Below are 25,517 nucleotides of genomic sequence, written 5' to 3'. Positions count from 1 at the left end.
CGGTGGCGCGCCTTGAAGCCTTGGGATACAAAGTTACTCTAAAGCAGGATGAGACTGCAGCTTAGCTCAAGGGAATTTTCGAAGGAGTTCCCCCGCGCGGAGCGCACCGTGATGCATGAAAATGGGTAGGTGCAGGGCTTGCCCGACGAGGTGTAATAGGTGATAGTAAAGGTAACGCTTCGGTTGGAACAGACGCCGGGATTCCTTGGCACCAGTGAGTCCGTGAAGGAGTTTGCGCGCGGGAACTTCGAGGTGCCGTAGATTGTTGCTTCGAGCACGTCGAGGAGAGTCTTGAGCAGGAAGTTCCCTCCGGTCGAGGCGATACGCTAGGGTTAGGGGGAACGACGAATGCAAAGCGAACTGCCAGAAGTATACGAGCGCTGTGCTGCGTTGGACGTCCACAAAGAAACGGTGGCGGCGTGCATCCGTGTACCGGGACCAAACGGTAAGCAGCAAGAGATTCGTACCTTTGGCACGATGACGACGGATCTGTTGGTTCTGCGGGATTGGCTGGTCAGTCACGGGGTTACGCACGTGGCGATGGAGAGTACAGGGGTATACTGGAAGCCGGTTTACCATATCCTCGAGGAGGACATGGAGATCGTACTTGTTAATGCTGCCCACGTGAAGAACGTTCCCGGGCACAAGACCGACGTCAAGGACTGTGCCTGGCTGGCGAAGTTGATGGAAGTAGGGCTTTTAAAGGGTAGTTTCGTGCTGCCGCGGCCCTTCCGGGACTTGCGTGATTTGACCCGGTTCCGCAAACAGTTAATCAACGACCGTGTGCGGGAGGTCAACCGCCTCCATAAGATTTTGCAGGATAGCGGGGTTAAGCTGAGCAATGTCGCTACGGACGTGATGGGAGTAAGTGGTCGTGCGATGATCGAGGGACTGATCCAGGGGACAACGGACCCCGAAGTCTTGGCTGGCCTAGCCAAAGGTAAACTGCGCAAGAAGCTACCGCTGCTACAAAAAGCATTGACCGGCAAATTTCGCGAACACCACGCCTTTATGGCAGCACAGATTCTAAGCCTTATCGATGGGATTGAAGCAACCCTGGAGGATGTATCGACCCGGATTGAGACGTTGATGCACCCTTTCGAGAAGTCGGTGATCAAGCTGAAGGCGGTCCCAGGTCTGGAACGCAAGGTGATTGAGGACATCCTGGCTGAAATCACCGACAACATGAGCCACTTCCCTACCGCACGGCACATCGCGAGTTGGGCAGCCATTTGTCCAGGCAACAACGAGAGCGCCGGCAAGAAGAAAAGTGGCAAGACCAGGCATGGGAACAAGTGGTTACGCGCAGCTCTCGTCCAGGCGGCCCGTGCTGCGGTTCGCCAAAAGGATTCCTACTTCGGCGCCCTCTACAGGCGACTTGTGGTTCGTCGCGGCGATCAGAAAGCCATCGTCGCTGTAGCGCACAGTCTTCTCGTGACCATCTACCATATGCTCCGCGATGATACCAACTACACCGACCTCGGCGCTGATTACTTCGCGAAGCGCAACAACGAAGTGGCAAAGCGTCGATCGATCAGAGAACTCGAACGGTTAGGGTACAAAGTGACGTTAGAGCCTATCGATGCCGCCTTGGCGGCAAGTGCATAGAATCATTTTCTGAGGAGGAGGAGGTAAACAGGAGATCTTGTGTGGGGGGGTATAGAAAGAGAGATCTCACACAGGGTTGGTCTGGAAGGCCACCCAAATCCCGCCAAGGAGTGTGAGATCTCTCATGCTGAGTATTCGCCACATTATCTGTGCAATCCTTCTTCTCATCAAAGGGATTTTGACTTTTGTACGTGAGAGCCGCAATATGTCGGAACTAGAGCGGGGAATTCAGGCTCTCACGCAGCAGATGGCGAGAACCCTCCTGGAGGCCATCCTGGAAGCCATGGACCAGGAACTCATGGCCAAGTGCGAGGAGTCGCTTCGCCTGGCGGGGACTCGCTCCCGAACGATCCTGACGCTGTTTGGCCCTCTCAAGATAAAGCGCAGGTTCTACCGTGACGCCAAGATAGGAAAGGCAGTTTTTCTTCTTGAGGAAACACTTTGGGCTGCCCGCTTCCGCCCGAATTTCCGACAACCTCACCCAGATGTGCCAAGAGATCGGCCTTGATGTTCCCTTCCGGCAGGCCGCCAAGATCATCGGCCTGCTGGTTCCCCGGGTCAGCGCCATGACCGTGTGGAAATGCTTCCAACAGGCCGGTGCAGCAGCGGCCAAACGAAGGGTTGACGAAAGCGGCAACCGATGCTATAATACAAAATGCCGGTACGCGATGGCCCTATCGTCTAGTGGCCTAGGACGCCGCCCTCTCACGGCGGAAACTGGGGTTCGACTCCCCATAGGGCTACCAATTCATGAAAACGTGACGTCTTCATCGAGGCCGAGCGCGATGAAGGCGTTTTTGTTTTACAACGCCTATCCTCTGATCTGCCCCTCGCTGGCGCTGGGTACCAGGTCGAAAACGTCCTCTTGCAGGCAGTAGGTGATATCCGGCTCCAGGCCGAGGGAGAGCAGGTACTGGTAGTGGCCGGCATGGCTGATGAGTTCGCGCAGGTTGGTGCGGTGGGTTTCAGAGAGAAGCAAAGCGGCGTAGGCCAGGTCGTCCAGGACAAGGTCCGGAACCAGGGCCTTAAGGTGGGCGACGATGCGCCCGGCGCAGGAGGCGTCGTCGAGAGAGAAGCGCCCCCGCGTGCCGGAGCAGACGAGGATGGCGTCCTGCCCGAGGTGGGCCAGGGTGCGGGCCACTGCCCCGGCGTTAAGGAAAGCGCCGATGAAGAGCGGTTCCACGTGTCGCAGGGCGGCCAGGGCCCGGGTGCCGTTGGTGGTGGTGAGGATGACGGTTTTGCCCGCCACTTTTTCCGGCGTGTACTCGAGCGGCGAGTTGCCCAGGGGGAAGCCGGGAATGGGGAGGGCGCGGCGCTCCCCGCCGCAGAGGGCTGTCCCGGGAGGGAAGGTGGCGGCCAGCGCCCTGGCTTCTTCTATTTCGGCCACGGGCCGGACGGCCTGGGCGCCGTGCGCCAGGGCCGTTATCATGACGCTGGTGGCGCGCAGCACGTCGATCACGACCGCGGGACCGGGGGTTGCGGGAGGAACAAGGGTCGGCAGGGCGTAGACCGTTACCTTCATTAAACAAAGCTCCTTTGCTGTGAAGTTACAAACGTGCTGTGGCCGCTGAAGAGCGGACGGCAGGGGTTGCATTTTTGCCGAGGCGGCTGATCATTGGTCCGGCGGGAACCTGGGTGCTAAGTCCCTGCGGGTGGGAACCAGGTGTAGGACGTGGGTGGTAGAATGCCTTAAACTGCGGTGCTAGCGCGCGCCCTGCGGGGCGCGGGGCTTGACGGGCGTCCAGTACTGGCGCAGCAGCTGGTAGAACTCGGGCGTAGTATAACCCAGGCGCCAGAATGCCACGCCGGCCAGCCCCTTCTCACGCACCAGGTCGAGCTTAGCCCGCAGGCTGGCGGTGTTTTCGTACCACACAGTGTGCGCCTGGCCCTGTTCGTCGGTGTAAGTGAAGTAGGGCAGGGCGGCACTCTCATCCCACTTCACTTCTGGGCGGTAGCGCTTGAGGATGTCGTCCAGGTAGGAGACGTAGGCGTCGAGCCCGTTGTGGGCGAAGAGGATGGTGCGGCGGCCGGCCGGCGACCAGTCGTAGCCGTAGATCCCCAGGCCGAGGAGGACCTTCTCGGCCGGGATGCGCTTCAGGGTGTAGTCCACCACCTCCCTCACCCAGGGGAGCGGCGTCTGCGGGCCGGCCGTACCCGGCGACTTGTCGTAAGCCATGATGGCCACCTGGTCGGCGGCGCGGCCCAGGGCGGCGTAGTCGTACGCCCGGTGCCAGCCGTTTTCCGTGCGGGCAGGAAGCGACAGAGCGAGCTTTTTGCCCTGCGCATGGACGGCCTGCGCCAGCCGCTCGACGAAGGCGGTAAGGGCGGGACCGTCTGCTTCGCGCACCAGTTCAAAGTCGATGTTGACGCCGGTGAAGCCTTCCCGTGCCAGGAGCGCCGTGATGTCGGCGATGAGCTGGTCGCCCCGCGTCCGATCGCCGAGCACCTGGTGGAGTTTGTCGGGGGTGTTCTCAAAAATGAGGGCATAAGTTTCCACCCCTGCCTGAGCGGCCACGGTCAGCGGCTCCTGGTAGCCCTCGGGCACGCTGATGCCGCGCTGGGCCGCCTGCCCCGTGAGCCGCCCGTTTTCATCCAGGGTATACCACTTGGGCGCCACCCCAGAAAGTTCGCGGTAGCTGGCCATGAAATCCGGGTAGGAGCGCGAGAAGTAGTAGCCCAGTATATAGGCTGGGGTAGGTCCGGTGTGGATGGTTACAGTGCGGGTAGCGTTATCCCAACCGACGGCTGCGCCGAAGGCCTGGCTGAAAAAGCGCAGCGGCACCAGGGTGCGGCTTTGCCGCACCACCGCCGGGGCGTCGAGCGGAACCTGCCGGCCTGCCACCTTGGCAGTCCGTGCGCCGATAGTAAGTTCCACCACCAGGTCCCCGCGCTCGGCGTGCACCACGCGGCGGGCGCCATCCCAATGGACGTTTACGCCCAGGGCCTCACCTATGGCGCGGAAAGGTACCAGCGTGCGGCCCTGCTCAAGAACGGGCGGGACGTCAAAGACAAGGGGACGGCCGTTTAAAAGGACGCGAACGGGGGCAGCCGCCCCGGCAGGCTGCGGTGCAAGGACGGCTGTCAAGAGCAGCAGGCTGAGAAGAAGAACCGGCGGGCGTTTACCTGGCCCCATGGTTGTACCCCTTTCCTAAGGTGGTGATCGGTACCAGAACTACCAAATATACTTCGTCTTCGGGCGGCGGAATCCTTCCCTGAACAGCTAACAGGGGAGCCGGGGCAGGCGGGGCGGGCGGCGGCATTGACAACGCCCCGGGGCGAAGTTATGATTAACCTGGAAAGAAGCAGGGAGAAAGCCGGCCGAGGCATACAAACCGGTCTCGGCCGGGCATCATGAAGAAAAGACAACTTCACCGGGAGGGAAGCGAAATGGAGTCGCTGCTGCGTAAAGCCATGCTGCTCGGCATCGGCGCCTTGAGCATGACCAAGGAGGCCTTGGAAAAAGGGATTGACGAACTGGTGAAAAAGGGCGAGGTGAGCCAGGAGGAGGCCCGCGAGATGATGCGCGAGCTGTGGGAACGCGGGCAAAAGGAGCGGGACAACCTGACACGCCTGGTGCGGGAACAAACCGAGCGCGCCCTAAAGGCTTTTAAAGGCGCCTCGCGCGAGGACCTGGCCGCCTTGGAGGCACGGGTTGCCGCGCTGGAACGCCGCCTGGGCCCGAGCCCAGACCAAGAGCCTGCGGCCCCGGTGGATAATGTCGAAACGCCGCACCAGGAAAACGAATAGCCGCGTGCCTTCCGGCGCGCGGCTTGGGGGAGAGGAGTCGCCGTGCCAAAGATCCACCTGGTAACTGACAGCACCAGCTACCTGCCGCCTGCGGTTATCAAGGAGTATAACATTCACGTGGTGCCGCTCAGGGTGAACATGGAAGGGGCCTCGCTGCGCGAGGGAAGCGACATCACCAATGCAGAGTTTTTCCGGCGCCTGCGTTCCGCCGCGACTCTACCTACCACGTCGCAACCGCCGGCTGGGGAGTTCGCCTCCCTCTACCAAGAGCTGGGCCGCGACGGGGGCAGTATCGTCTCCATCCATATCTCAGGCGACCTGAGCGGTACGGTGGCGGCGGCGGAAACGGCGCGGCGCATGCTGCCCGAGCTCGATATCCATATCCTCGACAGCCGCATCACCTGCCTGGGGCTGGGCTTTGCAGTGTGGGAAGCGGCGCGCGCTGTGGCCGCGGGCCGGGCGCTGCCGGAGGTGTTGCAGCGGGCGCGTGCGGTGATCGACAACGTCACGGCCTTTTTCATGGTGGACGACCTGCACTACCTACACAAAGGCGGGCGCATCGGTATGGCTCAGGCGTTCCTGGGCTCGCTCCTGGCGGTAAAGCCCATCCTGGCCATGAAGAACGCCCAGGGGATTATCAGCGTGGAGGACAAGGTGCGGACAAAAAAGAAGGCGCTCGAGCGCCTGGTGGAACTCGCTGCAAGCGCCTGCAGCCGGGAGAAAAAGGTGACCGCCACCGTACTCGATGCCGACGCCAAGGACACGCGGCAGGAACTTCAGACCCAGCTGCTGGCGGCCCTGCCGCAGGCGGAGATCATACCTTCCGAGTTTGGGCCGGTTATCGGCACCCACGTGGGGCCGGGGGCGGTCGGGGTGATCTACTACACGGTCTAGGGGGCGGTGCCCCCTTTGTTGTTCACCCCCTAGGCGCCCGGCCGCGGCAGGTCGGCCATGATGCAGCAGGTGAGCCAGAGGGCGCCGGCCAAGAAGCCGCCCAAGACGTCGGTGGGGTAGTGGGCGCCCAGGTAGACGCGGCTGAAGCCGATGCCGAGGAGAAGGAGCAGGGTTGCCGCCACCACCAGCCGGCGCGCTGGCGCAGCGGGTAGACGGCGCCACCAGAGATAGGCCAGCATCCCGTAGAAGGCGGTGGCCACCATGGCGTGCCCGCTGGGGAAGCTGTAACCGCTCACGTCGATGAGGCGCGCGATGTTGGGCCGCGTGCGGTGAAAGCCCCATTTGAGGAGCTCGTCGATGCTCCAGCCGCCCGCCAAGGCCAGTGCCAGGAGCAGCGCTTGAAAACGGGCGCCGCGGCGGGCCAAGAGCAGCATACTCAGGGCGGCCAGCGGAACAAGCACGGTAAAGGACCCCAGGGTGGTGACGGCCTGCATCACCAGCGTGAAGAGGGGCTGCCGCACGGAAGCGGCGAGAGCCAAGAGGTAGGTGTCGGCGCGGAGGAACTCCTGCTCGGCCACTTCATCGGCCAGCTTGGCAAAGAGAATCAGAAAGATAAAGGAGAGGCACGCCCCGGCCATGAGGTACAGGCCGGGCTCGCCCCAGCGCGCGAGGGGTGACCGCTGCCACCACCACCTCCAGGCGGGGACGGCGGTGTAGGCGGGGCGGGCCCGCCGCGGGCGCCGGGCGAAGTACCAGGCGGCCGCCGCCAGGACTACCCCCAGGCCCAGGGTGACGGGGCCAAGGTAAGTGCTGAGGAGAGCGGTGGCCTGTTCACCCCAGAGGTAAATGGTCAGGGCTTCGAGGAAAAAGCGCAGACCGCGCCCGCCCAGGGAGGCGGCGAGCACCACCCAGGGGCTGACCTGAAAAACCCCGGCGGCGATGGTAAAGACCTTGTACGGGATCGGGGTTAGAGCGGCCAGAGCCACTGCCCAGCCGCCGTAGCGGTTAAAGAGACCTTCCACCTGGCCGACGCGCTGCGGGGAGGCGAAGTGCCGCAGCAGCGGGCGACCGAAGCGCAGGCCGATGAACGCGCCAAAGACGCCGCCCAAGGAAGAGGAAAGGGTGGTAAGGAGCGCATACCACCACCCCAAGGCGGGCTGTAAGAGGCAAAGGGGAATGAGAATAACGTCGGGCGGCACCGGGAAGAAGGAGGCTTCGGCAAAGGCTGTGACAATGAGGCCCCCTAAGCCGTACTGGCTGAGCACGGCCGTGGTGGCCGCCAGCCATTGGTGAAGACTAGACATCACTCACCCTCCTGCAAAAATCAGAGCCGCGCCCTGAGTTATTGCCAACTCATTATACTATACCAGAGCAAGATTAAGGAATCATGAACAAGGAAGGTGCCAGGAGTGGAGGTCTATTTAGACAACAGTGCCACCACCCGGGTGCGGCCGGAGGTGGTGGCGGCCATGGTCAAGGCCATGGAAGAAGATTACGGCAACCCCTCGTCGGTTCACCGGCGCGGTCAGGCGGCGGAGCGGGCGGTAAAGGCGGCGCGCGCGGCGGTGGCGGAGACGCTGGCTGCCGAACCGGGGGAAATTTTCTTCACTTCCGGGGGCACGGAGGCCAACAACCTGGCCATTCTCGGCCTGGCCCGGGCGCGGGCGCGCCGGGGCCGGCACCTTATCACCACCGCCGTCGAGCACCCTTCGGTGTTAGAGGCCTTTCATCGCCTGGAGAAAGAGGGCTTTTCGGTAACCTATCTGCCCGTGGACCGGGAAGGCATGCTCGACCTGGACGCCCTCCGGGCGGCCCTTGGCCCCGAGACCATTTTAGTGAGCACCATGCATGTCAACAATGAAGTGGGGGCCATCGCCCCCCTGGCCGAGATCGCTGGGCTCCTCAGCCAGTGCCGGCCGCGACCGGCCTGGCATGTGGATGCCGTGCAGGGTTTTGCCCGGCTTCCCCTCGAGCCGCACCGCCTGGGCATCGACCTCTTGTCCCTCAGCGCCCATAAGATTCAGGGGCCGAAAGGGGTGGGGGCGCTGTTTGTCCGGCGCGGCGTGCGCCTGGAGGCGCAGCTTCTGGGCGGCGGGCAGGAAGCCGGCCTGCGCTCGGGCACAGAAAACGTCCCCGGGATCGTCGGCCTGGGCGTGGCCGCCCGGCTGATGGGAAAAGAGAGCGCGACCGCCTGTGCCCACATGGGTAGACTAAAGGCGCGGCTCCGTGACCGCACCCTGAACGCGCTCCCGGATACCACAGCCAACGGTCCCCAGGATGACCGCGGGGCGCCGCACATCCTCAACCTTTCCTTTGCCGGGGTAAAGGGCGAGGTGCTGCTCCATGCCCTGGAGGAGCGGGGGATCTACGTTTCCACCGGGTCGGCCTGTTCTTCGCACCATGCGCCGGGGAGCCATGTGCTGGCGGCCATGAAACTGCCTCCCGCCCAGCGCGAGGGCGCCATCCGGTTCAGCCTGGCGCCGGCCAATACGGAGGCCGAGATCGACTACACCGCAGACTGCTTGAAGGAGATAGTGCCGGAGCTGCGGGCGCTGATGCGCTGACAGGTGGCAAAGACAATGTTCCATGGTGAAACGGAGTGACAGCTATGCCCGGACTCATTCTCGCCCGCTACGGGGAGATCGGCCTTAAGGGCAAAAACCGCCGGCTTTTCGAAGGAAAACTCATCGAGCGGATGCATGCCGCATTGGCGGGGCTGAGCGTGCAGGGTATCCGGCGCGAGTACGGGCGCATCTATGTGCACCTGAACGGGGACGGGGAGGAGGCCTGCCGCCGTCTTACCCGGGTCTTTGGGCTGGTGGCGGTGAGCCCGGCGGTAAGCACGGACCTTGACCTCGGCGCCATCAAAACGGCGGCGGAGGCGTCCCTGGCGGAGGCGTACGCCGCCGGCGCCCGCACCTTCAAGGTGGATACTCGCCGGCCCAACAAAGCCTTTCCCCTCACCTCACCGGAGGTGAACAGGGCCCTGGGAGCTCACCTGCTCCAGCGTTTCCCGGACCTGAGCGTGGATGTGCACCGGCCAGCGGTAACCCTGCACGTGGAACTGCGCGACCGGTCGTACCTGTATTGGCGTTCCCTGCCGGGACCGGGCGGCTTGCCGCTCGGCGTCAGTGGCCGGGCGGTGCTGCTCCTCTCCGGCGGTATCGACAGCCCGGTGGCCGGCTGGATGATCATGAAACGCGGGGTGGAGATTGTCGCCGTCTACTTTCACAGTTTTCCTTTTACAAGCGACCGGGCCAAGGAAAAGGTGATCGACCTTTGCCGCGTGCTGGCGCGCTACAGCGGCAAGGTGAAGCTCTATGTGATACCCTTTACGGCCATCCAAAAAGCGCTGCACCAGGGCGGGCCGGATGAGCTCGAGACGATTCTGCTGCGGCGCATGATGATGCGCATCGCCCGGCGGGTGGCGGAGCGCGAGGGGGCTGCCGCCCTGGTCACCGGGGAGAGCGTGGGCCAGGTGGCGAGCCAGACTCTGCCCAGCCTCGCCGCCACCGGCGCGGTGGTGGACCTTCCCCTGCTGCGCCCGCTCATCGCCCTGGACAAAGAGGAGATCATCGCCCGCGCCAAAGCCATCGGCACCTTTGACATCTCCATCCGCCCCTACGCCGACTGCTGCACCGTGTTTGTGCCCCGCCACCCGGAGACCCACCCCTGCCTGGAGCGGGTGGAGGCTGCCGAAGCGGGGCTGGTGGCGGAGTCCCTGCTCCAGGAGGCGGTGGCGAAGGCGGAAATATTAGAAGTGGATAGTACGCAGGAAGGAAGTTGGGAGACCTAATGGAAACAGCGAAGAGACGGCCGCGGGCCGGGAAAAGGAGGGACGAGCGCGTGGCGGCACCGGCGGTGTCCTTGATTCCCCTGGGGGGAACGCGGGAAATCGGCAAGAACATGATGGTGGTCGAGTTCGGCGACGACATAGTGGTCATCGACGCCGGGGTGGCCTTTCCCGATGAGGAACTCCTCGGCATCGACCTGGTGGTGCCTGACATCGGCTACCTGCTGGAAAATGCCAACCGGGTGCGCGGCATTGTCCTCACCCACGGGCATGAGGACCACATTGGGGCCCTGCCCTACGTGCTGCCCCGCCTCAACGTCCCCGTGTACGGCACCAAGCTCACCATCGGCTTGGTGCAAAAGAAGCTCGAAGAACACCACCTGCAAAAGCAGGCCAAGCTCCACGTGGTGGTTCCGGGCGGCGGCCCGGTGAAGCTGGGGCAGATCAGCGTGGAGTGGATTCGTACCAATCACAGCATCCCGGACGGGTGCGCCCTGGCCTTTCATACCCCGGCGGGGGTCGTCATTCACTCCGGCGACTTCAAGATTGACCCGACCCCTATCGACGGCCGGCACACGGACATCGCCCGCCTGTCCGCTCTGGGCGAAAAGGGCGTGCTGGCGCTTTTTTGCGATGCCACCAACGCCGAGCGGCCGGGTTACACCCCCTCGGAAAAGGTGGTCGGGGAGACCTTCGACCGGGTCTTTGAAGAGGCGGAGGGCCGGATCCTCATCGCGACCTTCGCGTCTAACATCCACCGCATCCAGCAGGCCATCGATACCGCGGTGCGCTGCCGGCGCAAGGTGGGCATTGCCGGCCGCAGCATGCGCGAGAACGTGGCGGTGGCGGAGGAGCTTGGCTACCTCCAAGCGCCCAAAGGCACCCTGGTGGAGCTGGAGGAAATAAACCGCCTACCGGATGACAAGGTGGTCATTCTCACCACCGGGAGCCAGGGCGAGCCCATGGCCGCCCTCACCCGCATGGCCAACAACGACCACCGCCAGGTGCAAATCCGCCAGGGGGACACCGTGATCATCTCGGCCACGCCCATTCCGGGGAACGAAAGCCTGGTGGGCCGGACCATCGACAACCTCTTCCGTCTCGGGGCCGAAGTGGTTTACAAAGAAGTGGCTCAGGTGCACGTTTCGGGGCACGCCAGCCAGGAAGAGATCAAGTTTATGACCAATATGGTGCGGCCCCGTTACCTCATTCCCTTCCACGGCGAGTACCGGCATCTGGCGGCTTTTCTCAAAATTGCAGAGGAGCTGGGCATTGACCGGGAGCGCGTTCTCATTCCTGACATCGGCGACCGCATCGAGGTGAGCCGGGAAAAAGGCGCCCTCACCGGCCACGTCAGCTCGGGTTCTGTCTTTATCGACGGCCTGGGCGTCGGCGATGTGGGTCACATTGTGCTGCGGGACCGTCTTTCGCTGGCCACCAACGGCGTGCTGGTGGTGGTGGTAGTTATGGACAAGCAAAAGGGGCGCTTCCTCTCCGGTCCCGACATCATCACGCGCGGCTTTGTTTACGTGCGCGAGTCGGAGGCGCTCCTGGAAGCGGCCAAGAAACAGGTGGGCGGCGCGCTCAAAGAAATTGAAGAGAAAGGGATCACCGAGTGGTCGGTTATCAAGGCCAAGATTCAAGAAAACCTAAGCAGCTACCTGGATGCGGCCACCGGGCGCCGGCCCAATATCCTGCCCATCATAATCGAAATCTAGCTATGACTAGCGCACCTCCGCCGGGTGAACACTAGTGACGAGTAAAGCGGGGGTTTCCCCGAAGGAGGTGCTCACGTGCTGAGAAGCGGCGCCGGTTTCGGCCGCAACCACGGCAACCTGGGCGGCGAGACCCTAAGTCGCCTGACGCCTTCGCTGCGGCGCCCGGCGGTGCGCCTGGCCGCCGCCAAGGTGGATGCCGGCGAGGAGGCCGTCGGGCCGGAGTTTGCCATGCAGACGGCCGGCGGTCACCTGCCGGAGTGGCTGGATTAAGGACTTTTAACTACAAAGGGTGAATCCCTCCGGATTCACCCTTTCTCCTTGCCCGTCATATGCTGTGGGTAGGACGGGTAAAGGGAGTGTGACCGCCGTGGAAAAAATCCAACAGGGGGATATCGTTACCCGTCGTTCATATCAGGGGGATATTTTTTTCAAAGTAATGGAGGTACTTTTCGAGGGAGACCGCGCGGTAGCCATCTTGAAGGGCCTGGATGTGCGCCTCCTGGCTGATGCGCCCTTAAGCGACCTGCGCAAGGTGGAGGCGGGGGAGCTGAGGGAGTACAGAGAGAAGCTCCTCAAGCGCAACGCCGAGTGCTTCCGGCGCATCAGCGAACGCCAGAGCCTGGTCCGGGCCCAGCTGGTGAAAGGGGCGGCGGGGAACGGCGGGGAAGAAAGTTTTTTTGAGTTACCGGGGAAGGTGCTCCATCTCGACGGCGACCCCGACTACCTGGAGTTCTGCCTCAGCGCCTACAAGCAGCTCGGTGTCGCCGCCGTAGGCAAGCAGGTGACGGAACAAGAGCAGCCCAAGTACGTGGCCGAACTCATCCGGGAGCACTCCCCGGATATCCTGATTCTCACCGGGCACGATGCCCTGATTAAGGGCGCCCGCGATTATAGTGACCCGCGCAGCTATCGCAACACGCGCTATTTCATCGAGGCGGTAAGAAACGCGCGGCAGGTGGTACCGGGGAGAGACGATCTGGTGATTTTTGCTGGGGCGTGTCAGTCCAACTTTGAAGCCATCATTGCAGCCGGCGCCAATTACGCCAGCGCGCCGAAACGGGTGCTTATCCACTGCCTGGATCCGGTGTTCATCGCCGAAGAAGTGGCGTTTACGCCCATCTCCAAGCTGGTTTCATTGCCGGAGCTGGTGGCCGGTACCATCACCGGCAAAGAAGGTATCGGGGGCATAGAAACCCGCGGCAAGTTCCGCCTGGGCTTCCCTAAAGCTGGGTAAGGCCTTGGGGACATTTGGGGCTGGCGGCAGCGGCCACCAGCCCCAAATGTAATGCAATCTTAACCTTGACGGCAGGCTTTGCCTTCTGTATAATATATAGTTTCTGTTGACAGGGCAGAACAATTGTGTTACAATATGGACATTGAGAGCCATTCTGGCTTCAACCTTCGGAAAGGGAGGTCACAAGCCGTGCGCCAGACCACTCTAGCTGAGATCCGCCGGGACCTGGAAGCTTGCCGCGGACAGCGCCTGCGCCTGGAGGCTCACCGTGGACGCCATAAGGTGATTGTGCGCGAGGGAGTTCTGGAACAGACCTACCCGAACGTTTTCACCATCCGGTTGATCGACGACGATACGGTTAAAAGAGTCTCGTACAGTTACTCCGACGTGCTTACAAAAACGGTAGAGATCAGCTTGTGCGACGACGAAGAAGAACGCAAAATAGCCTGTAGATAAGCGTCCCCCTTGGTGCAGAACCAAGGGGGCTTACCTTTTAGCGCTTTCTTTTACGCAGGCGGCGCAGGGCCAGGCGGCTGGCACGGCCGGCGTGGTACAAGCCGATCGCGGAAAGACCCATGATGATGCCCTGAACGATGGCCTGGGCCAAGGTGAGGCCGCCAAAGAGAGTAAGGTTGAACAGGCTAAGTACAACGCCCAAGCCGACGGCCGTCAGTGGAGCGTAGTCCGCTGCGAGCCCGTGGCGCTTGAGACCTTCCACCAGGGCCACAATGAGAGCGGTAATGAGCGCTTTGTCCATAGATACCACCTCCCAACCCTAGCTTATGCCGGCGCCTGACTCAGGGTGCAGCCGAACGGCCAGGTCCCACCGCTGGTGGTGAGACCTGGCCGTTTTCGTGTACTTTCGGCGCGACGGTCAGCGCAGGTTAGGTGGACCGGCGGGCTCGGGCCGGTACCAGCCGCGCTTTTCCATGGCGGAAAACAGGGCCTCGGCGTCTTTCAGCTCCTCGGCGTGGAGCTTCGCCAGGGTCGAGCGGACCTTCGGCGTGGCGGCTTCGAGCGCGGCGGTATGGTACCCGCCGGCCACGCCCTTGGAAAGAAGCAGCATATCGGTAAGACGGTCGCGGTCGCACAGCTTTCCTTCACGCACAGCAAATTCCTCCTTGCACGCAGGGGCGTTTTAATGAGGTTGAATGGCGAGACCGGTCTCCCGGAGCAGCTCCTGCAACTTTTCCTCGTGCTGCCCGCTGCTTTGGGCGAGACGGCTAAAGAGCGCCTGCAGGTCTTCGTCCTCGGCTTCGGCGGCGTAGAGGGCGTATTTTTTTTGCTTGAGCTGCTCGGCGCTTACTTGGTCGATGAGGTGCAGCTTTTCGCGCTCGGTGGCCATTGTCACCGGTGCCATATCGTCACCTCCTCACTGCTTTAGCTAGCCTTATTATCTGTTCCACCTCCTGCGCTCATGCGGCCGGCGGTAAAGAGACATACTACTTGACAGCAGCGACGGCGGGTGCTATTATGTAATCGTAAGGATTACAATTATCGACAAGGAGGCAGACGCATGGACCTCATCAACGAGAGCAGGCTCGGTGTTACCAAAGGGACGGCCGTGGAACAAGCGGTGGAAATGAATTTCAAGGGCGAGACGAGCGAGGTCGGCCTTTACCTGGCCATGGCGCGCCAGGCCATGCGGGAAGGATTCCCCGAGGTGGCCGAGGCCCTGCGGCGGATCGCCTGGGAAGAGGCTGAACATGCTTCGCACTACGCCGAGCTCAACGGGATGATCTCCGCCAGCACCAAGGAGAACATCGAGCGGATGCTCAAGGGTGAGCAGGGAGCCAACCGCGGCAAGCGCGAGGCCGCTGTGCAGGCCAAGGAAGCCGGCCTGGATCATGCGCACGACTACTTCGACGAGTCCTCGCGCGACGAGGCGCGCCACGCCCGGGCCCTGGAAGGGCTGCTCAAGCGCTACTTCGCCTAGCTTACCCCCTGATATCCCCCAACCCCCTTCCTTCTCCGGCCTCCCCTGCGGGGCCGGATTTTTCTTGCCGGGAAAAGAGGGCACACAACCCCTCCTGTGCGCATATATTTAGACTGAGATTTTGGCAAGGAGGGAAGAGAACATGGCACCTCAACTTACAGTGCGCCGCCGCCTGCTGCGCGTCCAACGCGTGGTCGGAGAAGCTACAGAGACAAAAACCATCCAAGCTACCGTCGTCCTGCCGGTCTGTGCGATCAAGGTCTTTGAGGTTCAGGCCACCCTCAAGGACACCAAGTGCGAGGTCCGGCGTGATGGCGTCTACGTGCAGGGAACAATTCATAAACAGGTGTTTTATGTCGACCAGGGCGACCTGGTGCGCCATGTGGCGGAGGACGTGCCGTTCCACTTCTTTGTGGACGTAGAGGGCGCGGAACCCGATATGCACTGCCAGGTGCGCACTAAGATCGTCAGCGTGGACTGGACCCTTTCCGCTGATGGGCGCGAGGTGGACCAGGACGTCGCCGTGCAGGCCTTCGTCAAGGTCACCGAGACCGAGCAGATGGAGGTTGTGACCGACGTCACCGACACGAACATCCAGGTAACCCGTGAACTCCTGCGCGTCGAGAGCGTGGTGGGCGAGGACACCAAGCGGGAGACCATCGAGAGCACCGTCACGCTGCCCATGAACGCCATCAAGATCTTCGAAGTCCGGGCTGAGGTGAAAAACGTCACCACCGAGATCAAAGAAGACCTGGTCACCATCCGTGGCACCGTGCACAAGCAGATCTTCTTCGTAGATGAAGGCAACCTGGTGCGCCACCATGCCGAAAGCGTTCCATTTGCCATTTCCGTAGACATCCCCGGCGCCGAGCCGGATATGGAAGCCTTTGTGGACGTGGACGTCGTCGTCGACGAATTCTCTCTTAAGATGATCCCGGGCCGGGAGCTGAGGCAAACCCTCATCGTCGAAGCCTTTGTCAAGGTCGTCGAGCCGCTCCAGCTCCAGGTGGTTACCAACGTTACCGGCCCCAACATCATGGTGGAGCGCCGGTTGCTCAAGGTGGAGCAGGTGGTGGCGGAAGAGACCGAGCGCGAGGTTATCGAGAGCGATATCACCCTGCCCATGCAGGCCCTGAAGATCTTCACCATCATGGCGAAGATCGAGGATGTTACGGCCCAGGTCAAACGGGATAAAGTCATTATCCGCGGCACGCTGCACAAGCAGATCATCTTTGTGGACATGGGGAATCTCCTGCGGCACCATGCGGAGAACGTTCCCTTCAGCATCGTCCTCGACACTCCGGGCGCCGAAGAGGACATGACCGTTCACGAACGGGTTAAGATCATTGGCGATATAGAATTCACGCTGAAAGGCCCGGCGGCGAAGCAACCTGCGGTGGACCCGACTTGCCCGGCACCTGCGATGCCTGTACAACAACCGTGCGGCAACGTTGTCCACCAGGCTGTCGTCGTGGAAGCATTTGCCAAGGTTACCGAAGAGGTTCAGCTCAACGTGGTGGTGGACGTCCGCGAAACGGGCGCCCCGCCGACGCCACCCATGGCCGAGTGCCCGAGCATGCGCTTCCACGTGGTGCAGCCGGGCGAGAGCCTCTGGAGCATCGCCCAGCGCTACGGCGTGACCCTGGAGGCCCTTTTGGCCGCGAACCCCACCCTCAAGCAGCCGGAACTCCTCTACCCCGGCCAGAAGGTCTGTATTCCTCCCCGGGTTATTGGTCAGGGATAAAAAGCGCAAAGAAGAAAACCACGGCCCAGTCCGTGGTTTTTTGTTAGGGGTTCGTTTCCAGTTGCCTGTGCCGCAGGCGAAAAGGGCGGCTGCCTTTGCGAGCCGGGTTCAACGCCGCCCCAGCCTTTCTCTTGGGAGGATGAACCGGATCCGCCTCTTACTGGGACTTTGCACAAAAACTGGTGACACCGTTATAATTATACTGCCAACTTAATTCTACACAAAGTTATGGTAAGAGGTGAAAGAGATGCAGAAACGGTTTTCAGCGCTCCTGGCCCTGCTTTTGGTTCTTGCCTTGAGCCTGGCGGTCCAGGCCCGGCCGGCCACGGTCACCCTCCCGGCTGCCGGCGGGACCGGCTACAACCAAGTTTACAGCCAGGTCCACGCCCAGCTGCAGCGGCACCTCGGTTACCTGCTCAGTCCGGCGACCATTGCCGACCTGGCCCGGCGCTTGAGCGAACAGGTGGTTGCCCGCCTGGGCGGCGGCACCGGCACGCCGCCGGATCCGCAACCGGCACCGGCGCCGCAACCCGTACCCAAGCCGCAACCGGTCCCTGAACCACAGCCGGCGCCGGCACCCGAGCCCGCTCCTGCTCCCCGGACGGGCCTTACGGTGGACGAAGCCCGTATGGTGGAGCTCGTGAATCAGGAACGGGCCAAGGCAGGCCTCAAGCCCCTCGCCGTGGACATGCGGCTGGTGGAGACGGCGCGGGCCAAGAGCCGGGATTTGATCGAAGAGAACTACTTCGGCCACATCTCACCTAAGCTCGGCTCGCCGTTTGAACAGATGCAGCGTGCGGGCATCAGCTACCGGTATGCTGGGGAGAACCTGGCCGGCGCGCCCACCGTGGACCGGGCCCACGCGGCCCTCATGAAGAGCTCCGGCCACCGCGCCAACATCTTAAGTCCCCACTTCACGTGCATCGGCGTGGGAATAGTGGACGGCGGGCCCTATGGCAAGATGTTTACGCAGCAGTTTATCGGGTGACTGTCTTCCCTTTCTCCTGACGTGTCCCGTAAGCGCAGCGTTCTCTGCGACCCTGCGCGGGATGAAAGGCTGGGGGAACTCCACTTCGTAGAGTGAGGTGGGAAGGCGCGGCACGCCTGGACAGCGGCCGCGCCGGGCGCTTGCAGGCAGCCTTTTCTCAAACCTGATGACCCTGGATGGCGCGCAGGGTTTCCTCGCGGATGAGGGTGAGAGCCTGTTCCTTGAGGCGCAGAAAGGCGGCTGTGGTTTTGAGGGAGAAGGGGCGCGGGCGCGGGAGGTCGACCTCAAGGACAGCCTTGATTTTCCCCGGCCGCGCCGTCATCACCAGCACCTTGTCGGCGAGAAAGATGGCCTCCTCCACGTCATGGGTGACAAAGAGGATGGTCTTTTTGCTTTCTTCCCAGGCTGTAAGCAGGACCTCCTGCATCACCGTGCGGGTTTGGGCGTCCAGGGCGCCGAAGGGCTCATCCATGAGAAGCACTTCGGGATCGTTGGCCAGGGCCCGCGCGATGGCCACGCGCTGCTTCATGCCGCCGGAGAGGTTTTTCGGGAGCGCGTTTTCAAAGCCGGCAAGCCCGATAAGCTTGAGGTAACGCTCCGCCACCGCCCGGCGCTCGGCGCGGGGCAGGCCCTTAAGCTCAAGGCCGAACTCGATGTTTTCGTACACGGTGAGCCAGGGGAACAAAGTGTACGATTGAAACACCATGCCGCGTTCCGGCCCCGGCCCGGTGATGGGCCGGCCACCGAGGAGCACCCGGCCGGTGGAGGGCTCTTCCAGACCGGCGATTATTCTAAGGAGCGTGGATTTGCCGCAGCCGGAGGGCCCCAGGAGGGTGATGAATTCGCCCTCAGCCACGGTGAAGGACGCAGCGCTTAACGCCTCCACGCGGCCGGCACCGGCGGCGAAGGACTTGCTCACCCCGTCCACCTGCAGCTTGTTACCCATCAGCGCCCCTCCTTTCCCAGCCAGGGGAAGGACAGCCGGTAGGTCAGCTTAAAGAGCGCATCGGTGATAATGCCCAAAAAACCGATGACGAGGATGCCCACGATGATGCGCTCCGGCTTTAGAAAACGCGACGACTGCATGATCATAAAGCCCAGGCCGGAGGTGGCACCTACGATCTCCGCCACCACCAGGTAAGTCCAGGCCCAGCCGAAGGTGATGCGCAGCGTGTCCACGATGCCGGGCAGGGAGTAGGGGAGGATCACCTTGAAGAAGACGTCGCGGCGGCCGGCCCCCAGGGTGTAGGAGACCTCGATCAGGTCCATGGGGGTGTTCTTGGTGGCGTCCATCACCATGAGCGTAAGCTGGAAGAAGGTACCGAAGAAAATCACCGCAATCTTCTCCAGCTCGCCCAGGCCCAGCCACAGGATAAAGAGGGGGATGAAGGCGGAGGCGGGCAGGTAGCGGATAAAGCCGATCACCGGCTCAAACAGCCCCTCAAAAACCTTGAGGGTGCCCATGAGGATGCCCAGGGGCACCCCGAGGAGGGCGGCCAGGAGAAAGCCGGCGGCGACACGAAAGACGCTGAGACCGGTGTCGGCGATAAGGCCCCCGCCCTGAAGCAGCGCCAGCCCTGCCCTAAGGGCTTGGTCCGGCCGGGGCAGGAACATGGGTGCCACCAGACCGGTGTAGGTTAAGAGCGACCAGACCAGTAAAATGGCGAAAAAACAAGCGAGCCCCAGGGCTGTGTACAGGCCCCGGGGTATATCTTCTTTCGGCGTAAAAAGCTTGGGGTTTAGCACCGGTATCTCTCCTAGAGCTTATTCACGAAGGTGGGGTCAATGACAGCGGCCGCTTGGGGGGCGGTATCGATCAGCTTCTGGTCCTTGTAGAAGGCGGCCGCTTTTTCGGTGGTGGCGTAAAGGCCGCCTGGTTTCTCCGGCGTGCCGAAGAACGCCTTGTTGCCGGCCGCGTCGAAGAAGTGGAGGCCCTGGGCGGTGTCGGTGAACTCCTTAACCTCGATGCCCAGCCCTTTGGCCATAAGGGCGGCGGCCTCATCCGGATTCGCCTTGTAGTAGTCCATGGCCTCGGCCAGCGCCGCTACGAAGCCCTGCACGGCCTCCGGGTGCGCCGCCACAAAGTCGCTGCGCAGGCTGACGCTGTCCACGATGATACCCGGGAGATCTTGCGAGGAGAGGAGCACGTGGCCCTTCTTCTGCGCCACGGCCTTACTCAGCCAGGGCTCCCAGGTGACGGCCGCATCCACCTTGCCGGACACGAAAGCCGCCCCCGCATCGGCGGCGCTCATCTGAGCGATCTTGACGTCCTGGTCGCTAAGGCCGGCCTGCTGCAGGGCGGTGAGGAGGAAAAGGTGGCTGGTGGAACCTACCTCCAGGGCCACCGTCTTGCCCTTCAGGTCGGCTACGCTCTTGATGTCGTCCTTAGCCAGGATGCCGTCGCCGCCGGCCGACTCATCCAGCGCCCAGACCACCTTGATAGGCAGGCCCGCCGCCGCCAGCGTCACCTGCACGTCCTGTGCCGTAGCCATGCCCTGCACCTGGTTGCCGGCCAGCGCCTGCTTGCGCTCGGCCAGGCCCTGCACCACAGTGAGCTTGACATCCAGGCCGTGCTTGGCAAAGAAGCCTTTGTCTTTAGCCAGAAAGAGCGGGCCGTAACCCGTCCAGGTCGGCAGCGTGATGGTAAGGCTGGTGGTGCCCGGCGCCCGGTCACCGTCCACCTGCGCGGGCTTTTGCGACGCGGCGCCACAGCCGGCCAAGCTCACCACGAGCAGCAGGGCCAGCGCCGCACCGATCCACTTTTTCATCGCCTATCTTCCTCCTCATGCCATTTTTTGCCCCAGGCATCGGCCTGGTACAGTGCGTCGAGGACCATGGGGGGCGTCACCGGGTAAGGCATGTTGAACATATCTTCCACCTCGACCGAGGTGGCGGCCACCTTCTCAAGGTCGGACCGGCTCACCCCGGCGAGGCCGATCTCCGCCAGGGTGATGGGAAGCCCCGCCCCGGCCAAAAACGCCAGGTAATCCTGCACCTCGGTCGCGGCCTTTCCTTCCAGCGCCAGCTGGGCCAGCACGCCGAAGGCCACCAGCTCACCGTGGTACAAGCGGTGGACGGCCGGCAGTACAGTGAGGCCGGAGTAGATGGCGTGGGCCGCGGCGGTGCGGCAGGCGTCGCCGCCGTAACCGCTCACCGAACCGGAAAGGAGGATGATGGCGTCGATCACCTCTTCGAGCGCGGGCGTGGTCGCCCCCGCCAACGCGGCGCGCCGGGCGGCGGCCCCGGAGCGAAAGAGGACGTCCAGGGTAAGGCGGGCCAGCGTGTGGGCCGCTTCGGTGGCGGCGTTCCTTTTCTCCGGGGTGAAGGTGGCTGCCAGCTCCACCCACTTGGCCAGCGTATCCCCCATCCCGGCGCTCAGGAGGCGTACCGGCGCGTGGGCGACGATGTCCGTATCCACCACCACCAGGGCCGGACTGACGGCCGGTTTCAAGGCGATAAACACGCCGTCGTCGCTGTAGTGCACGGCCACACTGGTCCAGGCCGCACAGGTGGCCGCGATGGTGGGTACTGTGACCAGCGGCAGATTGAGTTCCGCCGCTGCGGCCTTCACCGTGTCAAGGGCCCTCCCGCCGCCTACGCCCACCAGGAGGTCAGCCTTCTGGGAACGGGCCGCCCGGGCCACGCGCTGGATGTTGGCAGCCGAGCACTGCCCGCCGTACCAAAGGGTCCCGGCCGGCTCCAGGCCGCTTTCCACCAGGCTTTGCGTGAGGACCGCGCCGGCCACCTTTAAGGCGGTCTCACCGCCGACAATCAGCGGGCGCCCGCCCCAGAGCTTCATCCAGGTTCCACAATTCTTAAGCGCCCCTGCCTGCCGCACGTAGCGGCCGGGGGCCGGTGTCAGCTGCACCAGTTCTCCCTCCCTGACAGCGATAATTATACACCATAGAGTATAATATTACAACGGGTCACAACCCCTGCCCCTGGTTCATATGAATGAAGGAGATAGGCCTTTTCAGCGGGGAAGTGAAAGGGGGCGGGGATATGGGGCCGGGAACGGTACTCGCTTTGGTGCTGGTGGCTGTCGCCTTTCTGGCCGCTTTCTGGTGGCTGCTGCGGCGCCAAGTAACCATGTCGCAGCCGAAGAAGCCGACTCTGCCGGCACCGGTGGAGAAAGCCGGCGCCCCGGAGGAGGACCGGCCACCGGCAGGGGGCGGGAAGCCGGCGCCAGAAGCAGGCGCCGAGGAGGGTGAAACCGCGCCGGGAGAAAGCGGAAAGGGCGGCGGCTGTCCGCCGGAGGAGCCGCCGCGCACGGGTGCGGTTGGCGTTGCGCCAACCGCAGAGGGCACTGGTGTGTCGGATACGGGCACCAACGCCGGTGGCGCCGTAGAACAGTGAGGGAGGAGAAACCCCATTTTTGCCGGCAGCAAGTAAGGTGGCCGCCTCGCACTGCGAGGCGGCCACCGCGGCTTTAACAGCACCTCCCGAAACGAGGGGCCACTCCTAGACCTGTGGCGGCCGTGGGTTCGGTTCCGGGCATTCGCCAGGCGGAGCAGTATACATTAGGGGGTGCGGTGCACCCAGGCGGGTGCACATGTCCTGCCGCTGCCAGACGATCTCGGCGCTTAAGAGGGCAGTGCCAATATGGTCCAGCCTGTCTTCGATGTTTTCGAGAACGGCGAGTTTTGCAGCCAAGCCGTTTAGAATCTCCTGGTGGCGACTTTCGCGCTTGCTGTTCTCTTTGAGGGTCCAGAAGAGGAGGGCGACAAAAAGTACCGCCCACAGGCCCTGGGAGGCTGCCAGCCTGAAGATCTCAAGGTCCATTGGCCCACCTCCCGCCAGAACCTAGCGGCAACCTCGACCTGGGGTTGGGTTATTCCGCAGCAGATACTGCCTGAGCCGCTTTAAGCCCCGTTTCTTCAGACGGTGAACCGCCGGCTGGGACAAACCCATCCTGCGGGCGACTTCGGTTTCGGTGGCCGCCTGCAGGATGGTGGCCTTGATGATTTTTTGTTGCTCTGCCGTGAGCAGGGAGAGAAGCTCAGCGAGGAAAAGGAGCTCTTCCGCTTGAGCGGCGGTGTCCGCCGGTCCGGCAATGGTCTCCAACCTTTCCACCGCTTCGGGCTCAGGCTCCCGGTGCACGCGTTCATTGAGGATCAGAAGTTCGTGTTCCTTCTGTCGGGCCCGCTGCTTGACTAACCTGCCAAACTCATGGCGCAGTCCGGTCAGAATCCACGTTACGATCCTGGCGTCCTCGCCCGCAGATTTACAGGCGGTCCACGGTTCTCACCTTCTTCCTTGCGGTTTCACCTTATAAAGAGGCTTGTATGCCGCTTTTTAATAACCCCCGTCGTCCTTTTTCTCTGCTGACGCCCCGCCGCGGCTTTCTTCCGGCGCCGCCTCCGGTTCGTACTGGTGGATGGCGGTCATCAGCCAAAGGACGAGATCGGAGAAAGTCTCCTCGCCGTTTAAGCGTCGGCTGTACTTTTTCAGTACCGGGAGAAAGCGGCGGACGATCTCGGCGGCAGCTTCCTTATCCCCTTTTTGCGCCGCGGTTATCAGATCTTTCAGGCTCTTCTCAGTCATTTAGCGGCCTGCCTTTCAAACAAACTCAGCTACGATCCGGTTACATAGATAGGTATTCGCTGTCTCAGCCGCCAAGGTTCAAGTGCGAAGACGGGTAAGTAAAATAGCTTCTGAAAAATAAAGGAAGCCCGCCTGCTTTCCATATTAAGGGAAAATCAAGGCGCTGACAATCGGGCGAAGGTAGGAGGCCGGCATGGTAAGTTGTTCCCGGGCCCTCCTGCCGGACTGCGGAGAAGGGGAGGACGCTCGCTGCCCGGCAGGTAGAGCTTCTGGCCGGGATAGATGATGTAGGGCGGTTCGATATGGTTGCGGGCGGCCAGTTCATCGACGGTAGTGCCGAAGCGTCCGGCGATGAGCCAGAGGGAATCGCCCGGCTGGACCACGTACGCGCCGCCTGTGCCCGGGTTGGCTTCCGGGCTGAGGTTCAGGATGCGCACCTGCGTGCCCACCTCCACCCGGTCATAGACGTACTCCACATCTGCATTGTGCATACGGACGCAGCCGTTCGAGACGGCCTGGCCGAGGAGCCAAGGGGCGTCAGTACCGTGGATGCCGTAGTAACGGCGTGAAAGGCCGAGCCAGCGGGTGCCGAAGACGCCGCCCGGGTAGGGGATTTTCTCGATGATGGTGTAGGTACCGGCAGGTGTGGGTGTCTCCGGCTTACCCACGGCCACCGGGAAGCTTTTTTCCTGGTGGTTCCCCTGGTAAAGATAGAGCAGGCGCGCCGGCACGTCGATGACGATGCTGTACATCCGTTCACCTCCTCGCCAGCATTTATATGCAGAGAAGCGGCAGGAGGCGTACGCGCTCCCGTCGAATTACCTGGACGGAAAGCGGAAAGATTAGACAGAAACAGGGGGCGATGCCGTGGCGGAGGACAAACTCTACAGCGTGGAGACTGCTGTCGCACAGACCCGCGAAGAAATCATCAAAAATCACCGTGAGTATGTAAATGCCGGCCTCACCGCCATGCTGGGGCTCATCGGCTTCGACAAGCACTTTGTACGGGCGGCCGGAACGCGTGTCTGGGACGAGGAGGGCGGCGAGTACCTGGACTTTTTGGGGAGTTACGGGGCCCTCAACCTGGGACACAACCCGCCCGCCGTCCTGGCGGCCATCGAGCAGGTGAAGGATCTGCCCAACATGCTGCAGGCGGCGCTGAATCCCCTGGCCGGGGCTGTGGCCCGCAACCTTGCGGCCATCCTGCCGAGCGGCCTTAAACGGGCCTTTTTTGGCAACAGCGGGGCCGAGGCGGTGGAGGGAGCATTGAAGCTGGCCCGCATCGCCACCGGCCGGGAGAAGATTATCTCGTGCGAAGGTTCGTTTCACGGCAAAACCCTGGGCGCACTTTCGGTGACCGGACGCAAAAAATACCAGGAGCCCTTCCGGCCCCTGCTGCCGGGCTGTGAAACCATCCCCTACGGTAACCTGGACCTTCTTGAGGCCAAGCTCAAGGGCGGCGACGTGGCGGCCTTCATTGTGGAACCCGTCCAGGGCGAGGGCGGGATCATTGTGCCCCCCGACGGCTACCTAAAGGGCGTGCGAGAGCTGACGCAGAAGTACGGGGCGCTCTTCATTGCCGATGAGGTGCAGACCGGCTTTGGGCGCACAGGGTACCTCTTTGGCTGCGACTACGAAGGCGTGGTCCCGGACGTGATCTGCCTGGCCAAGTCTTTGGGCGGGGGCGTGATGCCCGTGAGCGCTTACGTGGCGGCGGAGGAGGTTTGGCAACGCGCCTACGGCAGCATGGACAAGGCGCTGCTGCACACCTCCACCTTCGGCGGCAATACCTGGGCCATGGCGGCGGCCCTGGCCGCCATCCAGGCGGTGGTAGAGGGAAGGCTCGCCGACCAGGCCAAAGAGAAGGGCGAATACTTTCTGGGCCGCCTGCGCGCCCTGCAACAAAAATACCCCTTATTAAAGGAGGTCCGGGGGCGGGGGCTTTTTATCGGGCTTGAGTTCAACCAGCCGGAGGGGCTGCTCAACACGCTGACCGGCGGCGCCTTGAAGAACCTGGCCCACGAATACCAGGGGGCGCTGGTGGCCGGGGAACTGCTCAACAAGCACCACATCATCACCGCCTATACCCTGAACAACCCCAATGTCATCCGGCTGGAGCCGCCGCTTATCGTGACAAAAGAAGAGCTCGACCGGGTGGTGGACGCCTTGGAAGAGATCCTGAGCCGCCAAAAGAGCTTCCTTTCCATCGCCTTCAGCGCCGGTAAAAATATGCTGGGCCGGCTTACACGCTCCTAGCGGAGTCCTCGCGGCCGTCCGCGCTGCAGGGCCATGTCCGCGGGAGGGAAAAGGC

Annotated in this window: 28 protein-coding genes, 1 tRNA gene and 1 pseudogene; 16 read left to right on the top strand and 14 right to left on the bottom strand. The window is 62.6% G+C overall.

Annotated elements, in window-relative coordinates:
* Nucleotides 1-348: 348 nt before the first annotated feature.
* The 3 genes from K5554_RS01985 to K5554_RS01975 all read left to right on the top strand — a co-directional run bounded on the left by K5554_RS01985 (nucleotide 349) and on the right by K5554_RS01975 (nucleotide 2,354).
* Nucleotides 349-1,608 carry an IS110 family transposase gene (locus K5554_RS01985; RefSeq protein ID WP_221039498.1) on the top strand — a complete coding sequence of 420 codons (1,260 nt, stop codon included), beginning with the start codon at nucleotides 349-351 and terminating at the stop codon, nucleotides 1,606-1,608.
* Nucleotides 1,609-1,732: 124 nt separating this feature from the next.
* The gene (locus tag K5554_RS01980) at nucleotides 1,733-2,116 is read left to right on the top strand and encodes a UPF0236 family transposase-like protein (RefSeq protein ID WP_221039497.1); all 384 of its coding nucleotides are present in this window, start codon (nucleotides 1,733-1,735) and stop codon (nucleotides 2,114-2,116) included.
* 162 nt (nucleotides 2,117-2,278) lie between these two features.
* A tRNA-Glu gene (locus K5554_RS01975) sits at nucleotides 2,279-2,354 on the top strand.
* Nucleotides 2,355-2,419: 65 nt separating this feature from the next.
* Here K5554_RS01975 and K5554_RS01970 read toward each other — a convergent pair.
* Together K5554_RS01970 and K5554_RS01965 are read right to left on the bottom strand one after the other, a co-directional pair.
* Nucleotides 2,420-3,130: a 2-phosphosulfolactate phosphatase gene (locus K5554_RS01970; protein WP_221039496.1), complete on the bottom strand. Its 711-nt coding sequence runs from the start codon at nucleotides 3,128-3,130 to the stop codon at nucleotides 2,420-2,422.
* 180 nt (nucleotides 3,131-3,310) lie between these two features.
* Nucleotides 3,311-4,741, bottom strand: coding sequence for a stalk domain-containing protein (locus K5554_RS01965; protein ID WP_221039495.1), 1,431 nt, complete (start codon nucleotides 4,739-4,741; stop codon nucleotides 3,311-3,313).
* Between the two features lie 254 nt (nucleotides 4,742-4,995).
* Here K5554_RS01965 and K5554_RS01960 point away from each other — a divergent pair, with 254 nt between their 5' ends.
* Together K5554_RS01960 and K5554_RS01955 are read left to right on the top strand one after the other, a co-directional pair.
* On the top strand, nucleotides 4,996-5,355 hold the full coding sequence (locus K5554_RS01960; protein ID WP_221039494.1) for a phasin family protein: 360 nt from the start codon (nucleotides 4,996-4,998) through the stop codon (nucleotides 5,353-5,355).
* Nucleotides 5,356-5,397: 42 nt separating this feature from the next.
* Complete coding sequence (locus K5554_RS01955; protein WP_221039493.1) at nucleotides 5,398-6,249, top strand: DegV family protein; 852 nt, start codon at nucleotides 5,398-5,400, stop codon at nucleotides 6,247-6,249.
* 29 nt (nucleotides 6,250-6,278) lie between these two features.
* On the opposite strand, the gene K5554_RS01950 is transcribed toward K5554_RS01955, so the two are convergent.
* Nucleotides 6,279-7,553, bottom strand: a complete 1,275-nt coding sequence (locus K5554_RS01950) for a phosphatase PAP2 family protein (protein ID WP_221039492.1) — start codon at nucleotides 7,551-7,553, stop codon at nucleotides 6,279-6,281.
* Between the two features lie 105 nt (nucleotides 7,554-7,658).
* Here K5554_RS01950 and K5554_RS01945 point away from each other — a divergent pair, with 105 nt between their 5' ends.
* From K5554_RS01945 to K5554_RS01920, 6 genes are all read left to right on the top strand, one after another.
* Nucleotides 7,659-8,813, top strand: a complete 1,155-nt coding sequence (locus K5554_RS01945) for a cysteine desulfurase family protein (RefSeq protein ID WP_221039491.1) — start codon at nucleotides 7,659-7,661, stop codon at nucleotides 8,811-8,813.
* A 44-nt stretch (nucleotides 8,814-8,857) separates the two neighbouring features.
* Nucleotides 8,858-10,045, top strand: coding sequence for a tRNA uracil 4-sulfurtransferase ThiI (gene thiI / locus K5554_RS01940; protein WP_221039490.1), 1,188 nt, complete (start codon nucleotides 8,858-8,860; stop codon nucleotides 10,043-10,045).
* The gene (locus K5554_RS01935) at nucleotides 10,045-11,760 is read left to right on the top strand and encodes a ribonuclease J (RefSeq protein ID WP_221039489.1); all 1,716 of its coding nucleotides are present in this window, start codon (nucleotides 10,045-10,047) and stop codon (nucleotides 11,758-11,760) included. Before thiI ends, K5554_RS01935 begins: the two co-directional genes overlap by 1 nt.
* Nucleotides 11,761-11,835: 75 nt before the next feature.
* A complete protein-coding gene (locus tag K5554_RS01930; protein WP_221039488.1) occupies nucleotides 11,836-12,030 on the top strand; it encodes a hypothetical protein in 195 nt (64 codons plus the stop codon).
* A gap of 97 nt (nucleotides 12,031-12,127) precedes the next feature.
* Nucleotides 12,128-12,994 carry a sporulation peptidase YabG gene (yabG, locus tag K5554_RS01925; protein ID WP_221039487.1) on the top strand — a complete coding sequence of 289 codons (867 nt, stop codon included), beginning with the start codon at nucleotides 12,128-12,130 and terminating at the stop codon, nucleotides 12,992-12,994.
* A gap of 189 nt (nucleotides 12,995-13,183) precedes the next feature.
* Nucleotides 13,184-13,450, top strand: coding sequence for a Veg family protein (locus K5554_RS01920; RefSeq protein ID WP_255565465.1), 267 nt, complete (start codon nucleotides 13,184-13,186; stop codon nucleotides 13,448-13,450).
* A gap of 37 nt (nucleotides 13,451-13,487) precedes the next feature.
* Here K5554_RS01920 and K5554_RS01915 read toward each other — a convergent pair whose 3' ends face one another.
* The 3 genes from K5554_RS01915 to K5554_RS01905 form a co-directional block, all read right to left on the bottom strand.
* Nucleotides 13,488-13,751, bottom strand: coding sequence for a hypothetical protein (locus tag K5554_RS01915; RefSeq protein ID WP_221039485.1), 264 nt, complete (start codon nucleotides 13,749-13,751; stop codon nucleotides 13,488-13,490).
* A gap of 117 nt (nucleotides 13,752-13,868) precedes the next feature.
* On the bottom strand, nucleotides 13,869-14,102 hold the full coding sequence (locus tag K5554_RS01910) for a spore coat protein (protein WP_221039484.1): 234 nt from the start codon (nucleotides 14,100-14,102) through the stop codon (nucleotides 13,869-13,871).
* Between the two features lie 30 nt (nucleotides 14,103-14,132).
* Nucleotides 14,133-14,354, bottom strand: a complete 222-nt coding sequence (locus tag K5554_RS01905) for a hypothetical protein (RefSeq protein ID WP_221039483.1) — start codon at nucleotides 14,352-14,354, stop codon at nucleotides 14,133-14,135.
* Between the two features lie 156 nt (nucleotides 14,355-14,510).
* Between K5554_RS01905 and K5554_RS01900 the strand changes: the two genes are divergently transcribed.
* The 3 genes from K5554_RS01900 to K5554_RS01890 all read left to right on the top strand — a co-directional run bounded on the left by K5554_RS01900 (nucleotide 14,511) and on the right by K5554_RS01890 (nucleotide 17,662).
* The gene (locus tag K5554_RS01900) at nucleotides 14,511-14,930 is read left to right on the top strand and encodes a ferritin family protein (protein WP_221039482.1); all 420 of its coding nucleotides are present in this window, start codon (nucleotides 14,511-14,513) and stop codon (nucleotides 14,928-14,930) included.
* 142 nt (nucleotides 14,931-15,072) lie between these two features.
* Nucleotides 15,073-16,674 (top strand): SPOCS domain-containing protein, encoded by a 1,602-nt coding sequence (locus K5554_RS01895; RefSeq protein ID WP_221039481.1) that lies wholly within the window; start codon nucleotides 15,073-15,075, stop codon nucleotides 16,672-16,674.
* 247 nt (nucleotides 16,675-16,921) lie between these two features.
* A complete protein-coding gene (locus tag K5554_RS01890; protein WP_221039480.1) occupies nucleotides 16,922-17,662 on the top strand; it encodes a CAP domain-containing protein in 741 nt (246 codons plus the stop codon).
* Between the two features lie 157 nt (nucleotides 17,663-17,819).
* Here K5554_RS01890 and K5554_RS01885 read toward each other — a convergent pair whose 3' ends face one another.
* Genes K5554_RS01885 through K5554_RS01870 form a run of 4 tightly spaced genes read right to left on the bottom strand, consistent with a single transcriptional unit; the run spans nucleotide 17,820 to nucleotide 21,530 of the window.
* Complete coding sequence (locus tag K5554_RS01885) at nucleotides 17,820-18,608, bottom strand: ABC transporter ATP-binding protein (protein ID WP_221039479.1); 789 nt, start codon at nucleotides 18,606-18,608, stop codon at nucleotides 17,820-17,822.
* A complete protein-coding gene (locus K5554_RS01880; RefSeq protein ID WP_255565462.1) occupies nucleotides 18,608-19,408 on the bottom strand; it encodes an ABC transporter permease in 801 nt (266 codons plus the stop codon). Before K5554_RS01880 ends, K5554_RS01885 begins: the two co-directional genes overlap by 1 nt.
* Before the next feature lie 11 nt (nucleotides 19,409-19,419).
* A complete protein-coding gene (locus K5554_RS01875) occupies nucleotides 19,420-20,430 on the bottom strand; it encodes an ABC transporter substrate-binding protein (RefSeq protein WP_221039478.1) in 1,011 nt (336 codons plus the stop codon).
* Nucleotides 20,427-21,530, bottom strand: a complete 1,104-nt coding sequence (locus tag K5554_RS01870; protein WP_221039477.1) for an iron-containing alcohol dehydrogenase family protein — start codon at nucleotides 21,528-21,530, stop codon at nucleotides 20,427-20,429. The genes K5554_RS01875 and K5554_RS01870 overlap by 4 nt, the downstream gene beginning before the upstream one ends.
* Nucleotides 21,531-21,664: 134 nt before the next feature.
* Between K5554_RS01870 and K5554_RS01865 the strand changes: the two genes are divergently transcribed.
* Nucleotides 21,665-22,018: a hypothetical protein gene (locus K5554_RS01865; protein ID WP_221039476.1), complete on the top strand. Its 354-nt coding sequence runs from the start codon at nucleotides 21,665-21,667 to the stop codon at nucleotides 22,016-22,018.
* Nucleotides 22,019-22,123: 105 nt separating this feature from the next.
* Here K5554_RS01865 and K5554_RS01860 read toward each other — a convergent pair whose 3' ends face one another.
* The 4 genes and pseudogenes from K5554_RS01860 to K5554_RS01845 all read right to left on the bottom strand — a co-directional run bounded on the left by K5554_RS01860 (nucleotide 22,124) and on the right by K5554_RS01845 (nucleotide 23,958).
* Complete coding sequence (locus tag K5554_RS01860; protein ID WP_221039475.1) at nucleotides 22,124-22,444, bottom strand: BhlA/UviB family holin-like peptide; 321 nt, start codon at nucleotides 22,442-22,444, stop codon at nucleotides 22,124-22,126.
* 21 nt (nucleotides 22,445-22,465) lie between these two features.
* Nucleotides 22,466-22,888: pseudogene (locus K5554_RS01855) on the bottom strand (sigma-70 family RNA polymerase sigma factor); the annotation flags it as partial.
* A 69-nt stretch (nucleotides 22,889-22,957) separates the two neighbouring features.
* Complete coding sequence (locus tag K5554_RS01850) at nucleotides 22,958-23,206, bottom strand: helix-turn-helix domain-containing protein (RefSeq protein WP_221039474.1); 249 nt, start codon at nucleotides 23,204-23,206, stop codon at nucleotides 22,958-22,960.
* A 155-nt stretch (nucleotides 23,207-23,361) separates the two neighbouring features.
* Nucleotides 23,362-23,958 (bottom strand): L,D-transpeptidase family protein, encoded by a 597-nt coding sequence (locus K5554_RS01845; RefSeq protein WP_221039473.1) that lies wholly within the window; start codon nucleotides 23,956-23,958, stop codon nucleotides 23,362-23,364.
* Nucleotides 23,959-24,073: 115 nt separating this feature from the next.
* Between K5554_RS01845 and K5554_RS01840 the strand changes: the two genes are divergently transcribed.
* Nucleotides 24,074-25,462, top strand: coding sequence for an aspartate aminotransferase family protein (locus K5554_RS01840; RefSeq protein ID WP_255565461.1), 1,389 nt, complete (start codon nucleotides 24,074-24,076; stop codon nucleotides 25,460-25,462).
* Nucleotides 25,463-25,517 lie beyond the last annotated feature (55 nt).

It is taken from the genome of Gelria sp. Kuro-4, from assembly GCF_019668485.1.
GTDB lineage: Bacteria > Bacillota > DTU030 > DUMP01 > DUMP01 > DUMP01.
The sequence above is the reverse complement of the archived record's forward strand: the minus strand, read 5'-3'. Positions and strand labels throughout refer to the sequence as shown.

Bases quoted from the DNA above. Each gene is read 5' to 3' on its own strand.
- K5554_RS01985 (WP_221039498.1), top strand. From the start codon at position 349: ATGCAAAGCGAACTGCCAGAAGTATACGAGCGCTGTGCTGCGTTGGAC.
- K5554_RS01980 (WP_221039497.1), top strand. From the start codon at position 1,733: ATGCTGAGTATTCGCCACATTATCTGTGCAATCCTTCTTCTCATCAAA.
- K5554_RS01970 (WP_221039496.1), bottom strand. From the start codon at position 3,130: ATGAAGGTAACGGTCTACGCCCTGCCGACCCTTGTTCCTCCCGCAACC.
- K5554_RS01965 (WP_221039495.1), bottom strand. From the start codon at position 4,741: ATGGGGCCAGGTAAACGCCCGCCGGTTCTTCTTCTCAGCCTGCTGCTC.
- K5554_RS01960 (WP_221039494.1), top strand. From the start codon at position 4,996: ATGGAGTCGCTGCTGCGTAAAGCCATGCTGCTCGGCATCGGCGCCTTG.
- K5554_RS01950 (WP_221039492.1), bottom strand. From the start codon at position 7,553: ATGTCTAGTCTTCACCAATGGCTGGCGGCCACCACGGCCGTGCTCAGC.
- thiI (WP_221039490.1), top strand. From the start codon at position 8,858: ATGCCCGGACTCATTCTCGCCCGCTACGGGGAGATCGGCCTTAAGGGC.
- K5554_RS01935 (WP_221039489.1), top strand. From the start codon at position 10,045: ATGGAAACAGCGAAGAGACGGCCGCGGGCCGGGAAAAGGAGGGACGAG.
- K5554_RS01915 (WP_221039485.1), bottom strand. From the start codon at position 13,751: ATGGACAAAGCGCTCATTACCGCTCTCATTGTGGCCCTGGTGGAAGGT.
- K5554_RS01905 (WP_221039483.1), bottom strand. From the start codon at position 14,354: ATGGCACCGGTGACAATGGCCACCGAGCGCGAAAAGCTGCACCTCATC.
- K5554_RS01900 (WP_221039482.1), top strand. From the start codon at position 14,511: ATGGACCTCATCAACGAGAGCAGGCTCGGTGTTACCAAAGGGACGGCC.
- K5554_RS01895 (WP_221039481.1), top strand. From the start codon at position 15,073: ATGGCACCTCAACTTACAGTGCGCCGCCGCCTGCTGCGCGTCCAACGC.
- K5554_RS01890 (WP_221039480.1), top strand. From the start codon at position 16,922: ATGCAGAAACGGTTTTCAGCGCTCCTGGCCCTGCTTTTGGTTCTTGCC.
- K5554_RS01885 (WP_221039479.1), bottom strand. From the start codon at position 18,608: ATGGGTAACAAGCTGCAGGTGGACGGGGTGAGCAAGTCCTTCGCCGCC.
- K5554_RS01875 (WP_221039478.1), bottom strand. From the start codon at position 20,430: ATGAAAAAGTGGATCGGTGCGGCGCTGGCCCTGCTGCTCGTGGTGAGC.
- K5554_RS01865 (WP_221039476.1), top strand. From the start codon at position 21,665: ATGGGGCCGGGAACGGTACTCGCTTTGGTGCTGGTGGCTGTCGCCTTT.
- K5554_RS01860 (WP_221039475.1), bottom strand. From the start codon at position 22,444: ATGGACCTTGAGATCTTCAGGCTGGCAGCCTCCCAGGGCCTGTGGGCG.
- K5554_RS01850 (WP_221039474.1), bottom strand. From the start codon at position 23,206: ATGACTGAGAAGAGCCTGAAAGATCTGATAACCGCGGCGCAAAAAGGG.
- K5554_RS01845 (WP_221039473.1), bottom strand. From the start codon at position 23,958: ATGTACAGCATCGTCATCGACGTGCCGGCGCGCCTGCTCTATCTTTAC.